Source organism: Phaeobacter sp. G2, assembly GCA_025163595.1.
In the GTDB taxonomy this organism is placed as follows: Bacteria; Pseudomonadota; Alphaproteobacteria; order Rhodobacterales; family Rhodobacteraceae; genus Pseudophaeobacter.
Genome location: CP104100.1, coordinates 897,932 through 911,286 on the forward strand (window position 1 = coordinate 897,932; position 13,355 = coordinate 911,286).

The 13,355-nt window shown below is 57.6% G+C and carries 12 protein-coding genes; 6 read left to right on the forward strand and 6 right to left on the reverse strand.

Annotated elements, in window-relative coordinates:
• Positions 1-113: 113 nt before the first annotated feature.
• The 4 genes from deoD to N1037_04460 form a co-directional block, all read right to left on the reverse strand.
• Positions 114-818, reverse strand: a complete 705-nt coding sequence (deoD, locus tag N1037_04445) for a purine-nucleoside phosphorylase (GenBank protein UWS80287.1) — start codon at positions 816-818, stop codon at positions 114-116.
• Positions 819-839: 21 nt separating this feature from the next.
• The gene (locus N1037_04450; protein ID UWS80288.1) at positions 840-1,157 is read right to left on the reverse strand and encodes an H-NS histone family protein; all 318 of its coding nucleotides are present in this window, start codon (positions 1,155-1,157) and stop codon (positions 840-842) included.
• Between the two features lie 132 nt (positions 1,158-1,289).
• Positions 1,290-3,254, reverse strand: coding sequence for a protein meaA (locus N1037_04455; GenBank protein UWS80289.1), 1,965 nt, complete (start codon positions 3,252-3,254; stop codon positions 1,290-1,292).
• 234 nt (positions 3,255-3,488) lie between these two features.
• A complete protein-coding gene (locus N1037_04460) occupies positions 3,489-3,821 on the reverse strand; it encodes a hypothetical protein (protein ID UWS80290.1) in 333 nt (110 codons plus the stop codon).
• 190 nt (positions 3,822-4,011) lie between these two features.
• Here N1037_04460 and N1037_04465 point away from each other — a divergent pair, with 190 nt between their 5' ends.
• The 6 genes from N1037_04465 to N1037_04490 all read left to right on the forward strand — a co-directional run bounded on the left by N1037_04465 (position 4,012) and on the right by N1037_04490 (position 11,204).
• Positions 4,012-5,514 (forward strand): 1-acyl-sn-glycerol-3-phosphate acyltransferase, encoded by a 1,503-nt coding sequence (locus N1037_04465; GenBank protein UWS80291.1) that lies wholly within the window; start codon positions 4,012-4,014, stop codon positions 5,512-5,514.
• A gap of 112 nt (positions 5,515-5,626) precedes the next feature.
• The gene (gene ccrA, locus N1037_04470; GenBank protein UWS80292.1) at positions 5,627-6,913 is read left to right on the forward strand and encodes a crotonyl-CoA carboxylase/reductase; all 1,287 of its coding nucleotides are present in this window, start codon (positions 5,627-5,629) and stop codon (positions 6,911-6,913) included.
• 426 nt (positions 6,914-7,339) lie between these two features.
• On the forward strand, positions 7,340-8,059 hold the full coding sequence (locus tag N1037_04475) for a LuxR family transcriptional regulator (GenBank protein ID UWS80293.1): 720 nt from the start codon (positions 7,340-7,342) through the stop codon (positions 8,057-8,059).
• Between the two features lie 128 nt (positions 8,060-8,187).
• The gene (locus N1037_04480) at positions 8,188-8,829 is read left to right on the forward strand and encodes an autoinducer synthase (protein UWS80294.1); all 642 of its coding nucleotides are present in this window, start codon (positions 8,188-8,190) and stop codon (positions 8,827-8,829) included.
• A gap of 87 nt (positions 8,830-8,916) precedes the next feature.
• Positions 8,917-10,455, forward strand: a complete 1,539-nt coding sequence (locus tag N1037_04485; protein UWS80295.1) for an AAA family ATPase — start codon at positions 8,917-8,919, stop codon at positions 10,453-10,455.
• The gene (locus N1037_04490) at positions 10,452-11,204 is read left to right on the forward strand and encodes an SDR family oxidoreductase (GenBank protein UWS80296.1); all 753 of its coding nucleotides are present in this window, start codon (positions 10,452-10,454) and stop codon (positions 11,202-11,204) included. The genes N1037_04485 and N1037_04490 overlap by 4 nt, the downstream gene beginning before the upstream one ends.
• A 376-nt stretch (positions 11,205-11,580) precedes the next feature.
• Here the strand turns inward: N1037_04490 and N1037_04495 are convergent, their stop codons facing one another.
• Both N1037_04495 and N1037_04500 read right to left on the reverse strand, forming a co-directional pair.
• Positions 11,581-12,369 (reverse strand): TIGR02186 family protein, encoded by a 789-nt coding sequence (locus N1037_04495; GenBank protein UWS80297.1) that lies wholly within the window; start codon positions 12,367-12,369, stop codon positions 11,581-11,583.
• Positions 12,370-12,371: 2 nt separating this feature from the next.
• A complete protein-coding gene (locus tag N1037_04500; GenBank protein ID UWS80298.1) occupies positions 12,372-13,292 on the reverse strand; it encodes a sulfite exporter TauE/SafE family protein in 921 nt (306 codons plus the stop codon).
• Between the last annotated feature and the right edge of the window lie 63 nt (positions 13,293-13,355).

Below are 13,355 nucleotides of genomic sequence, written 5' to 3' on the forward strand. Positions count from 1 at the left end.
GTGTTTGAACAGGCTGAGGTGGCAAGAAAAAGACGCCCCCCAAGGGGCGCCTTTTGACTGGGTGGCACCGCCCAAGAGACGTGCAACTGTCGGACTAAGCTTACGCTCAGCGCTTAGGCAAAAGCAGCTTCCAAGGCGATTTCGACCATATCCCCAAAGCTGCGTTCCCGCTGGTCAGAGGGCAGGGTTTCGCCAGTTCCAAGGTGGTCAGAGACCGTGAGGACCGCCAGGGCGCGGCACTGATACCGCGCTGCCAGAGTGTAAAGTTCTGCCGCCTCCATTTCGACGCCAAGAATGCCGTGACGCACCATCTGTTCGTTCAGATCTGGGCGTTCGTCATAAAAGGTATCGGAGGAATAAATGCCGCCAACATGGGTACCAATATCGCGCGATTGTGCAGCTGTGACTGCAGCCTGCAAAAGCGACCAATCCGCCGAGGGGGCAAAGTTCACTTCCTTAAAAATGCTTTGGGAGGGGGAGGCGAGGGTGGTCGCCGTCATTGCCACAATCACGTCCCGCAATTTGACCTGTGGCTGCATTCCGCCACATGATCCAATACGGATCAGGGTTTTTGCACCAAAATCTCGGATCAATTCATTTGCGTATATGGAAAGGGAGGGCATACCCATGCCGCTCCCCTGAATTGTGACCTTGTGACCATTCCAGCTGCCAGTATAGCCCAGCATTCCGCGCACTTCGTTTATTAATTGGGCATCCTGCAGGAAAGTCTCTGCCGCCCATTTCGCCCGATAAGGGTCGCCAGGCATGAGAACGGTTTCTGCAATGTCACCCTTTTGAGCGCCGATATGAATGGTCATTTGGTGTCTCCTGTTCTGGAATCAGATTTCCAGGTCAGAGATATCCATACCAGAGGTGATGGCAGAATGCACCCAATGTGGTTTGCGACCCCGGCCACTCCAGGTTTCCTCTGGGTTGTGCGGGTTGCGGTATTTTGCAGCGGCTTTTTGCTTCTTGCCGGTGTTCTTTGCCTGGCCTGCGATTTCGTCCAGAGAAAAGCCAAACTTGGCAGCCGCTTCTTCTGCGGCCTTAATGGCTTCTTTGCGCTCGCGCTGCTCTGCTTCTTTCAGGGCATCATCAATGCCGGCCTTTAGTTCCAAAAGCTCTTTACGGGACATTTCCGAAAGATTAAAACTCATTTTGATACTCCGAGTTGAGATATCGCACACAAATTGTTGCGTTATATGTCTTAATGCCAAAATGAATAGAGATTACCAGCCCAATTTTAAAGTTAGGCTGGCCATTTCTGAAAAAATGCGGATTTCAACAATCTAGGAGGGGCGTGAAAGTTTAACAATGTCCGCCATGATTGTGTTTAATTCAAAATCCTTTGGAGTATAAACGCGAGAGACTCCCATTTGGCTCAATTTCTCTGCATCTTCATCGGGAATAATCCCCCCGACCACGACGGGGATATGGCCAAGGTCCGCCTGTTCCATGCGCTGCATCAATTCCTCGACAAGCGGCAGATGGCTGCCGGACAAAATGGACAGGCCAACAACATGGGCGCCGTCATCCTGCGCCTGTGCCACCAGTTCTTCGGGAGTCATGCGAATACCGTCATAGGTGATGTCCATACCGCAGTCACGGGCCCGGAAGGCGATTTGTTCGGCGCCATTTGAATGGCCGTCCAGGCCGGGTTTGCCAACCACGAACTTCAACCTGCGGCCGAGCTGGTCAGAGACCGCATTGACCGCCTCGCGCAGGTCTTCCAGCCCTTCAGTCTTGTTTGACGGCGAGCCGGAGACCCCGGTGGGGCCGCGATAGGTGCCGTGGACTTTGCGCATTTCTTCGGCCCATTCACCGGTGGTGACGCCCGCTTTGGCCGCTTTGATCGAAGGCTCCATGATGTTGCTGCCATCGCGTGCGGCGGCGCGCAGTTCGGCCAAAGCCTGTTCTACGGCCCCCGTGTCACGTGCGGCACGCCAGGCGTTGAGCCGTGAGATCTGTTCCTGCTCTACGGCGGGATCAACCACCATGATGCCACCGTCTTCGGTCTGCAGCGGCGAGGCTTCGCCCTCGGTCCAGCGATTTACCCCCACCACAACGGTCTCGTTGCGCTCGATGCGGTTCAGGCGCTCGGCGTTGGAATCCACCAGGCGGGATTTCATATATTCAATCGAGGCAACGGCGCCGCCCATGGATTGCAGGTTGGCCAGCTCGGCGCGGGCACCTTCCTTCAGGGCCTCGACCTTTTTGTCGACAGCCGGGTTGCCGTCAAACAGGTCTTCAAATTCTAGAAGGTCGGTTTCATAGGCCAGGATCTGCTGCATCCGCATCGACCATTGCTGGTCCCAAGGGCGGGGCAGGCCTAGGGCTTCGTTCCAGGCTGGCAGCTGCACCGCACGGGCGCGGGCCTTTTTCGACAGGGTCACCGCCAGCATCTCAATCAGGATGCGGTAGACGTTGTTTTCTGGCTGCTGTTCGGTCAGCCCCAACGAGTTCACCTGCACCCCGTAGCGGAAGCGGCGGAATTTGGAGTCCTCGACCCCGTAGCGGTCGCGACAGATTTCATCCCAAAGATCAACAAAGGCGCGCATCTTGCACATCTCGGTGACAAAACGGATGCCGGCATTCACAAAGAAGGAGATCCGCCCAACCAGTGCCGGGAAATCCTCCGGCGCGATGCGCGGCTTCAGCTCATCCAGAACCGCCTGTGCCGTGGCCAGGGCAAAGGCCAGCTCTTGCTCCGGCGTCGCGCCGGCCTCCTGCAGGTGGTAGGAACAGACATTCATCGGGTTCCATTTGGGAACATTGGTGTAGCAGTACTCAGCCACATCCGCGATCATCTTGAGGCTGGGCTTGGGCGGGCAGATATAGGTGCCGCGGCTCAGGTATTCCTTGATCAGATCGTTTTGCACCGTGCCCTGCAGTTTTGAAACATCGGCACCTTGCTCTTCGGCAGCAGCAATATAGAGCGACAGCAGCCAGGGCGCAGTCGCGTTGATGGTCATCGAGGTGTTCATCTGCTCCAGCGGGATCTGATCGAACAGGCTGCGCATATCCCCGAGATGGCCAATAGGAACGCCAACCTTGCCGACTTCACCACGGGCGAGAACATGGTCGCTGTCATAGCCGGTCTGGGTGGGCAGATCAAAGGCCACCGAAAGGCCGGTCTGTCCCTTGGCCAGATTGGAGCGGTACAGCGCATTCGAAGCCTCTGCAGTGGAGTGGCCGGCATAGGTCCGGATCAGCCAGGGACGATCAGTTTTGCGGTCATTCTGCATCTGCGACATGGAGAGCCTCGCGTTGTCTAGTCAGTAATTATATTTCGCTGAGGGGATCTAGACTGCAATTTTCAACCCATGTCAATTCGCTGCGTTGCGGCAATTCGGGCGGCGGCACAAAAAAAGCGCCTTTGCCGGGCAAAGACGCGCTGTAACCAGCCTGCCCCCCGAACGCGGGCAAGCAGGCTGCCCGGGTTCGCGGGTGGGCCGTTTGCCCGGTTAATTGCCCGGTTAATTGCCCGGTTAATTGTAGGTATAGGTGCCGATTTTACAGACATTGATGCCGCGGGCCACCAAAACGTCATCATCATCAAAAATCGCTTTGAAGTCGAATTTACAGTAGCCGGTGCCATCATCAAAATCGATGCGAACGGATTGGCCTGGTCGCAACACATCGCGCCCAAGGATATCCTCTTCCCAGGAATCAGTACCCTTGTTGGAGCCGTAGAACTGCATGATTGTGTAGTTGGTATCGTTCACGATGGTAACCCGGCGGTCCAGTGCAGCAGCTGGAAGAGCGATGGTGGAGGCCAGAACAGCAGCCAAAACGGTTTTGAAGATGGTTCTTCGGTTCATGACAGGCATTTCCCTCTATTGTTGTTTTGAAGCGGGCTCCCTCGGGTTCCAATGGCGCGCACGCGGGGGAAGCTAACAATAGGCTATCACAAATTGGTTATTTTTGACGCCGCCGTTTTAAAGTTTCGCAAGCGGAGACTTCGCCGCCAGCTTCCTTTTCCTCGCGTGGTTCCTCCTGTAGGCTCAGCTTATGACGCGAACAGTTGAGCTTCCGCTTTGGCTTTTGGTGCTGATCCTGCTGTTTGCAGCGGTCACTTTTGCCTCGCATTTCTTGTTTCCCTCGGTGCGCTGGTTCTTTCGCCGTCGGTTTGAGCGGGCAGTGGCGCGGCTGAATTTACGGTTGGAACGGCCGATAGAGCCGTTCAAACTGACCCGCCGCTATGACATGATCCAACGTCTGATTTATGATCCCGAAGTTGCCCGGGCAATCTCGCGCCATGCCGCCGCAGAGGGGATCCCCGAAAACGTCGCCTTTGAACAGGCGCGCCGGTATGCCCGCGAAATCGTGCCGAGCTTTTCGGCCTTTGCCTATTTTGGTTTTGCTATCCGCGCCGCACGCTTGCTGTCCAATGCCATCTATCGTGTGCGCCTTGGCTATCAGGACAAAGCAGCACTGCGTCAGCTTGATCCCAATGCAACGCTGATTTTTGTGATGAACCACCGTTCCAACATGGACTACGTGCTGGTGACCTACCTGGCGGCGCGGCGCTCGGCGCTGTCTTATGCGGTGGGGGAATGGGCGCGGGTCTGGCCGCTCTCACGGCTGATCCGGGCCATGGGGGCCTACTTTATTCGGCGCAAATCGCGCAATGATCTCTACCGCAGGGTGCTTGCGGCCTACATGCGTCTGGCGACGCAGGGCGGGGCAACCCAGGCGATGTTCCCCGAGGGGGGGCTAAGCCTGGATGGTGCCCTGGCTGAACCAAAATTGGGGTTGTTGAAATACATCGTGGAAGCAGGAGATGCCTATGCTGAGGATCCCCAGGGGCGCGATGTGCTGTTTGTTCCGGTGGCAATAAATTATGACTGGGTTCTGGAAGATACCATCCTGACCTCAGCTGCACGCGCCGGAGAACGCCGATTCAAGGCCCGAATCGGCGTGATCATGGCGCGCATCCTGCACCAGCTTTGGTTGTGGATGACGGGCCGCTACCATCGTTTTGGCTATGCTGCAGTCAACTTTGGCCGCCCCTTAAGCCTGCGGGAATTTGCAAAGCGGGGTGCAGAAAACGGCGCGCTGCAGCTGCCAGATCATGGGGCAGAGGCACCAAGCTGCGATCCTGCCGCCGACCTGACCACGGATCTTGCCACAGAGCTGCTGTTTAGGATCGGGCAGGCGGTGCCGGTGCTGCCGGTTCCGCTTGCTGCTTGGCTGTTGCTACGCCACGGCCCTATGGGGGTGGATGCTTTGGAGCACCATATGGCGATGCTGCAAAAGCAGTTACCGCGAGTTGTGGTGCATCATAACAGCGCCAGTTTGCGCACTGCCGCAGAAGAGGCGCGGCGCATTCTGCTGCGGCGGGGGCTGGTCGTGCAGCAAGGAGGGCTGTTGGTGGTGGTGCCGGCCAAACAGGACCTGTTGCAGTATTACGCAAACTCCCTTGCGCATCTGCTCCCAGAGGGGCCGTTGGGCCTTCCCGAAGGCGATGATGCTGCACGCGCATTGGATATTTCTGCGCCTGCGAGGTCATAAAATTACAATATGACCCCCGGTAGGGGTTGCAATGTTACCCGGCTGTTTTTATCCATCAGGGAGCAGCTGCGATTCTGCGTCGCAGCAATGACCTTTGAAATAGGAGGCCACCATGGCTTTGGACACACAAACCGGACCGCTGTCTTACGAGGCTCCCGAAAAAGACCTGTATGAGGTCGGTGAAATGCCACCCATGGGCTATGTCCCCAAGAAAATGTACGCTTGGGCCATTCGCAAAGAACGCCATGGTGATCCTGATTCCGCCATGTTGCAGGAAGTGGTTGATGTGCCCCAGCTCGACAGCCACGAAGTGTTGGTGTTGGTGATGGCCGCAGGGGTGAACTACAACGGTGTCTGGGCTGCGCTTGGCAAGCCGATCAGCCCCTTTGATGGCCATAAACAGCCCTATCATATTGCCGGTTCCGATGCCTCTGGGATTGTTTGGGCCGTTGGTGACAAGGTCAAGCGCTGGAAGGTCGGTGATGAGGTTGTCATTCACTGCAACCAGGATGATGGCGACGACGAAGAGTGCAACGGTGGCGATCCGATGTATTCTCCCAGCCAGCGCATCTGGGGCTATGAAACCCCTGATGGGTCCTTCAGCCAGTTTACCAATGTGCAGGCCCAACAGCTGATGCCGCGCCCCAAGCACCTGAGCTGGGAAGAGAGCGCCTGCTACACGCTGACACTGGCCACCGCCTACCGTATGTTGTTTGGCCATGAGCCTCATGACCTGAAGCCCGGTCAGAACGTTCTGGTCTGGGGCGCATCGGGCGGCCTGGGATCCTATGCCATCCAGCTGATCAACACTGCTGGCGCCAATGCCATCGGGGTGATCTCGGACGAAAGCAAGCGTGATTTTGTCATGGGGCTGGGTGCCAAGGGCGTGTTGAACCGCAAGGATTTCAACTGCTGGGGCCAGATGCCCACCGTGAACACACCGGAATATGCCACTTGGTTCAAAGAAGCGCGCAAATTCGGCGCTGCCATCTGGGAGATCACCGGCAAAGGCAATAACGTCGACATGGTGTTTGAACACCCTGGTGAGGCAACCTTCCCGGTTTCGACCTTCGTCTGTAAAAAAGGCGGCATGGTTGTGATCTGTGCAGGCACCTCCGGCTTTAACCTGACCTTCGATGTGCGTTACATGTGGATGCACCAGAAGCGTTTGCAGGGGTCGCACTTTGCCCACCTGAAACAGGCTGCTGCAGCGAACAAGCTGATGGTTGAGCGTCGTCTTGATCCCTGCATGTCAGAAGTTTTCTCCTGGTCGGACCTGCCGGACGCACATATGAAAATGCTGCGCAACGAGCATAAACCGGGCAATATGTCGGTTCTGGTTCAGGCCCCAAAAACCGGCCTGCGCACTCTCGAAGATGTGCTTGAAGCAGGCAAATAAGCCAAACCATCTGGGCGCAGAGCCCATGAGATGAAAAGTCGGGCGTCGCGCTCCCTTGCCGGGGAGCTGCGGCGCCCGATTTTGTTTACGCTTAACGGAGGCACGCCCCTAGTTGGACCGCGAGATCGCCCCTGTTTGGTCCGGCCAGCCTCAGATATGGGCAGCCAGACGGGTGGGCAGCCAGACAGCTGATCTGCCGGACAGGTGATCAGCCAGACCTGCAATTTTTTTCCTATCGGCTTGAAGGTCTTGTGGTTTTAGGGACTGTAGTGCCCAAGAAATGGGCAAAGGAGCAACGAATTCGTTGACCTGAGAGACTTTAGTGAAGAAAAAAGAAACGGGAAATGAGGAGGACGGGTCCTGCGTCGAGAGTTCGGCGCGTGAAGTGGGTCGTATTACTTCCATAGCAGAGTGATATGTGACGCCATGACGACCAAAACAGAACTGGACAAGATACTGACGGCGTTGGACGCTACACAGACCCTTGAGGGGCTGCAGGGTATCATTGAAAGTATCTGCAAGGTATTTGCCATTGATCACGCGATGTATCATTGGGTCGATAGTGCTGGGGATCATTACTATTTTGGCACCTATTCGGATGCGTGGACCCAACAGTATCAGGACAAGAACTACACCCGCATCGACCCGGTTGTTTCCGGATGTTATCAGCGCTTCCATCCTGTGGATTGGCGGCGTCTTGACTGGTCCACCAAACCCGCGCGCGAGTTTTTTCAGGCCGCGATGGAACATGGTGTCGGCAACCAGGGCTATTCGGTCCCTATTCGCGGCCCCAATGGTCAGTTTGCCTTGTTCTCGGTCAGCCATCATTGCGAGGATGCAATCTGGGACAACTTCATCGACCGGAACAGCCGCGATTTGATCCTGATTGGGCATTACTTCAATCGCAAGGCTCTGGAGTTTGAACCCGACCGCGCACCAGAGCAGGCACAGCCCCTATCCCCCCGCGAACTGGATGCGTTGACCCTGTTGGGCATTGGATACAGTCGGGCGCAGGTTGCAAAGACCCTGTCGATTTCCGAGCACACGCTGCGGGTCTATATTGAAAGTGCGCGGTTCAAGCTGGGCGCGCTGAACACCACCCATGCCATTGCCCGCGCAGTGAGCTGCGGAATGGTGATTATCTAACGCTTGATTTCAAATACTTGCACTTAGCAGCGTTAACTATTCCGCTTTGAGGGTCTCTTGAGCCTTGGGCGGACTCGCTTTGCGGGCGTAGGCTCCCCTCGTGTTTCTAGCAAAAGGGGACTTATGAAATGCTACGCTATGTCTATGCAGGTGATTTGAATGCCCATGCCGATTTGGCCCATTCGATGTTTGTGGATCGTGCTGATCAGTTTCAAACCAGGTTGGGCTGGGATGTCCAGGTGGACCGCCAGGGCGAGGAGCGCGATCAATATGACGCGCTGAACCCGCTCTATGTGATCTGGGAAATGCCCGATGGCCGTCATGGGGGCTCGATGCGGTTTTTGCCAACAACCGGGCCGGTGATGGTCAATGATGTGTTTTCGAACCTGACCGGCGGCAATCCGATTTCCAGTCCTTTGATCTGGGAATGTACCCGGTTCTGCCTGTCGCGGGAGGCGACCGGAAATGTGGCCGGCGCGCTGACGCTGGCAGGGTTGGAGATCATGCGAAACCTCGCCGTTTCCCATTTTGCCGGGGTGTTTGATCGCCGTATGGTGCGGATCTACCGCAGTCTTGGCTTTAGTCCCGAGATCATCAAATCTGCGGGTGTTGGTCGCGACAGGATCAGCCTTGGCCTATGGGAATACAACGTGCAGGCCTATCAGCGGGTGGCACGGCGGGCAGGTATCGCGCCGGAAATGTCTCAGCTGTGGTTTGATCGCTCCTTAGGCAGCACTTCTGCTGCGGCGCCGATGCGCCTGACCGGGTGATTCTGGCAGAGACATGGGCGGATGAAGATTAAGAACAGGGGGTCGGTTGCGCTGGTGTCGCCGACCCCGCCGGGATAGTGTCGCGCCATGACAGATTTGACCGTAAAATTCTCCGATGATCAGGCCGTTGCCTTTGACAGTGTTTCGGCTTTGCTGCGCCAGGCCGGGGTGGATTTGGAGGACGGTCTGCTGCAGCCTCCCATGGGGGAGGCCGGGGTAATGGCGGTAATTGGCAAGGCGGGCTCAGGCAAGACGCTGTTGCTGGCCGAGCTGTATAAAACGCTTGAAAAGGCCGGTGTCGAAGTGGTCTCGGGCGATTATGAAAGCCGCAAAAAGACCGGGCGCCGGTCGCTGGCGATCCTGGCACCAACCAACAAGGCGGCCAGCGTTTTGCGGCTGCGGGGGGTTCCAGCCACAACCATTCACCGCATTCTCTACACGCCGGTTTATGACCCGGAATATGAACGGATCGCCGAATGGCTCGCCGGGAATGGTGAGCTGCCCGAGGTCGATGGCCTGACAGAAGAGGCTTTGGCGCGGGCGGCGGCCTTCTATGAGAAAAACAAATCTATTCCCGGGGCGCTTGCCGCTGCGGGACTGCGGGGATCCGATTTTATCACCGGTTGGAAACGGCGCGAAGATCCGCTGGATATCGGTTTTGTCGATGAGGCCTCGATGCTGGATGACCGCCAGTTTGAGGATCTGAAAGAGATCTTTCCCAATCTGGTGCTGTTTGGAGATCCGGCGCAGTTGGCGCCGGTCAATCAATCTGGGTCGATGGTGTTTGAAACCCTGCCAGAGCCGCGCCAGCTGGTGCTGCATCGGGTCCACCGCCAGGAGGCGGATAATCCCATTTTGGATCTTGCCCATGCGCTGGCGGATCCGGCGCTGGGGTTTGATGATTTTGAACGGATGATCGAAGAAACCGCCAAGCGCGATGAGCGCGTGGTTTGGGGGCAGCGGGTCGAAGTCGATCTAATGGCGCGCAGCCCGGTGCTGGTTTGGCGCAATGCCACCCGTATCCGGCTGATCAATGCCTTTCGCAGGGTACATGGCGCGCCAGAGGATGCCCTGGCCGAGGGCGAGCCTTTGATCTGTGACGGGTTGGAGCTGCCGTTGAAACACCGCAAGAAGCGGCTCGACCTGGAGGCGCGCGGACTGATCAAGGGCGCCCAGGTGGTCTATTTGGGGCCAGGGCGTAAGCCGGGGTTTTCGCGTCTGCATGTGATGGGGGCCGAAGACCCGCAGGTCTCGGCGGCCTCGATTGTGAAAATTGAAAAGCCGGATGAGGAAGAGCCCTTTATTCCCTATGCCGCCCGCATGGGCGCCACCTTTTTGCACGGCGCTGCGGTGACCATCCACAAGGCGCAGGGCTCGCAGTGGGATACTACCCAGGTCTTTGCGCCTGATATCTATGCCGCCGCCCGTATGGGGCGGGTGGAGGCGGGGCAGCCGCTGTGGAAACGCCTGGCCTATGTGGCCATCACCCGGGCGCAGGAGCGCCTGATCTGGGTGGTGCGCAACCGGCTGTCCAAACCAACGGGACCGCTGCGGGTGGACGATTTGAAGGCTGCCCCGGCGGCGGCTCTGACGTTGGAAATGCAAGAGGAGGCATCGCTGTTATGAGCAGTTTTGACAGTGCAAAAACCATTCTGATCACCGGGGCGAGTTCTGGCATTGGCCGGGCCGTGGCGGAGCTCTGCCTGTCCAGAGGCTGGCAGGTTGGTCTTTTGGCGCGCCGCCAGGAGGTGCTGGAAGAAATCGCCATGGGGCATGTGAATGCCACGGTTCTGCCGGCGGATGTGACCGATGCCACCGCCGTGGATCATGCGGTCAATCAATTTGTCATGGCCACCGGCCGGTTGGATGTTTTGTTCAACAATGCCGGGATCTTTACCCCCGGTGGCAGTATCGACGAAATTGCCCTGGAGGATTGGTATGCCTCGGTGAATGTGAACCTCAATGGTATGTTCCTTGCCGCCCGGGCAAGCTTTCGCCAGATGCGCCGCCAGACACCGCAGGGCGGGCGCATCATCAACAATGGCTCTATCGCCGCCCATGTACCACGGCCGGGATCGGTGCCTTATTCAGCGACCAAATCCGCCATTACCGGCCTCACCCGCAGCCTGTCTCTGGATGGGCGGGCCTTTGATATCGCCTGTGGCCAGATTGATATCGGCAATGCCCGCACACCGATGGTCGAAGACCTGAGCGCCCGCCAGGCCGAGGCTGCCCCCGAGGCGGCGCCGATGCCAAGTTTTGCGGTGGAAGATGCGGCCAAATCGGTGCTGCATATGGCTGAATTGCCGCCAGAGGCCAATGTTCAGTTTATGACGGTGATGGCAACCAAGATGCCCTATATCGGCCGCGGCTGATTGCTTTGGAATGCTCAGGTCAGATCTGTGTATCAGATCTGTGCACCAGACCAGTGCAAGGGGGGCTCCCGCCCGGATGCGCTGCGCTTGCGCGCCGCAAATCCCGTTGGGCCCGGCGCCGCGCTGACGCGCGGCGCAACAGAAAATCTGCTGAGAGGCTCTGATCTGGCAGTATGCCCGATCAGAGCCAGTTCCAGAGTATTCTGTTTGACCTGACCTCAAGGGTGAACCGCGCTGGGGCGCGGCCGCTAAGCGGCCCTTGACCTCTGGTCAAACGAAAAGGACTGACCTCTGGTCAAACGAAAGAAAACAGGCCTCTGGTCAAACGAAAGAGACTGACCGCTGGTCAAACAAAAAGAGGCTGAGCTTTGGTCAGTTAGTTGTTGCGCAGCAGGCGAAAAGCAGCTGAGGCTCCCCAGCCGGCCGCGACTGCGATGGCCAGAGACATCAGCCCATAGAGAAAGGGTTGTTCCCGTGACAGACCGTAGAGAAACCTCTCAAGACCAACCTTGCGCACGTCGATTTCGGTTTCAAAACTGGAGACAACGCGGCCTGCACGGGTAAGGAAGATCCGGGCGGCGTAGTGTCCTTCGGTGACATCCGCAGGCATGTCTATGGCGCTGCGAAACAGGGTTTGCTGGTCAACGGCCACGGTGTTTTCACGCAGGGAATACAGCCCTTCGTCTTCGCGAATGCGCACAACGGCATCGGCAAAGTCCTGGGCGTCGGCGATGTTCATTGCGGCCCCGACCGAGCGGATGGCGCGGGCAATGGACACCCGGTAGCGCAGATCCTCGGTGTCTGAGATCACCTCGGAGAAGGGGGCGCTGGTGGCAATGGCGTAAAAGCTGGGGGCGGAGTCAACGATGACGCTTTCGGTATTGACCCAGATGCCCATGCGTTTTGCCTTGCGCCGCACTGTCACTGGCGAATTGGGGCCAGAGACCGCAACGATGACCTCCAGCGGCGGGCCTTCCGGGATTGGCGATTGCCGTTTCACGGCGCCAAAGATCAGAATCTCTGATCCGTCAAAATCTGCTGTAATGGCAACACGGTCCTGGCTCAGGCCAAGCACGACTTCTTCCTCAACGGCCTGACCGGGGGAGGGCAGGCAGATAAGCGTGGACAGTGCCAGAAAGGCGGCGAGGAAAGCGGAACGGACCATGGTCAATGCCCTCCTGCTGCGCCAAGGGAGTAGAGCTCATTAGGCATGAGCAGAAGATCAAGGCCCAGTTTGGTGCAGACCAGCATGACCATCAAAGCCAGCAAAATACGCAGTTGCTCAGCTTTGAGAAAGACCCCAACGCGGGTGCCGATCTGGGCGCCGATGACGCCGCCAACCAAGAGTAGAACCGCCAGCACGATATCCACGGTGTAGTTGGTGGTGGCATGCAGCATGGTGGTAAAGGCGGTGACCAGGATGATCTGGAACAGCGAGGTGCCAACGACCACCTTGGTGGGCATGCCGAGAATATAGATCATTGCCGGCACCATGATAAAACCGCCGCCGACCCCCATGATCGCGGCCAGGATGCCCACCACGACCCCAACCATGAGGGGCGGAATCACCGAGATATACAGACCCGAGGTGCGAAAGCGCATTTTGAATGGCAGGGCATGAACCCAGCCACGTTGCCGCCGGGGCGCGGGAGCCCCGCCTGCGCGTCTGGATTTGAAAATAGCGTTCAGGCTTTCGATGAACATCAACGTGCCAACAATGCCCAGGAAGACCACATAAAAAAGGGTGACCAGCAAATCGACCTGACCCAGGCTTTTGAGGTAGTTGAATACAATCACCCCCAAGCCAGCGCCGATGAGGCCCCCCGCCTGCAGGACCAGCCCCATTTTGATATCGACCGTGCGTCGCCGAAAATGGGCCAGGACGCCCGAAAAGGACGACGCAACAAGCTGGGTTGCGCCGGTAGCCACCGCGACAACGGGTGGAATGCCTATGAAGAACAATAAGGGGGTCATCAGGAAGCCCCCACCAACCCCGAACATGCCGGACATAATGCCGACAAGGCCTCCGAGGCCCAGCAGCAGGAAGGCGTCGACCGATACCTCGGCAATGGGAAGGTAAACTTGCATAAATAAGTTAGACCGCAGCGGTGCAAGAAAAGCAACTAGGATGCCGCTGTGCAGCACGCAGGA

Bases quoted from the DNA above. Each gene is read 5' to 3' on its own strand.
- deoD (UWS80287.1), bottom strand. From the start codon at position 818: ATGACCATTCATATCGGCGCTCAAAAGGGTGACATTGCAGAAACCGTT.
- N1037_04465 (UWS80291.1), top strand. From the start codon at position 4,012: ATGACGCGAACAGTTGAGCTTCCGCTTTGGCTTTTGGTGCTGATCCTG.
- N1037_04485 (UWS80295.1), top strand. From the start codon at position 8,917: ATGACAGATTTGACCGTAAAATTCTCCGATGATCAGGCCGTTGCCTTT.
- N1037_04500 (UWS80298.1), bottom strand. From the start codon at position 13,292: ATGCAAGTTTACCTTCCCATTGCCGAGGTATCGGTCGACGCCTTCCTG.
- N1037_04490 (UWS80296.1), top strand. From the start codon at position 10,452: ATGAGCAGTTTTGACAGTGCAAAAACCATTCTGATCACCGGGGCGAGT.
- N1037_04480 (UWS80294.1), top strand. From the start codon at position 8,188: ATGCTACGCTATGTCTATGCAGGTGATTTGAATGCCCATGCCGATTTG.
- N1037_04495 (UWS80297.1), bottom strand. From the start codon at position 12,369: ATGGTCCGTTCCGCTTTCCTCGCCGCCTTTCTGGCACTGTCCACGCTT.
- N1037_04455 (UWS80289.1), bottom strand. From the start codon at position 3,254: ATGTCGCAGATGCAGAATGACCGCAAAACTGATCGTCCCTGGCTGATC.
- N1037_04450 (UWS80288.1), bottom strand. From the start codon at position 1,157: ATGAGTTTTAATCTTTCGGAAATGTCCCGTAAAGAGCTTTTGGAACTA.
- N1037_04460 (UWS80290.1), bottom strand. From the start codon at position 3,821: ATGAACCGAAGAACCATCTTCAAAACCGTTTTGGCTGCTGTTCTGGCC.
- N1037_04475 (UWS80293.1), top strand. From the start codon at position 7,340: ATGACGACCAAAACAGAACTGGACAAGATACTGACGGCGTTGGACGCT.
- ccrA (UWS80292.1), top strand. From the start codon at position 5,627: ATGGCTTTGGACACACAAACCGGACCGCTGTCTTACGAGGCTCCCGAA.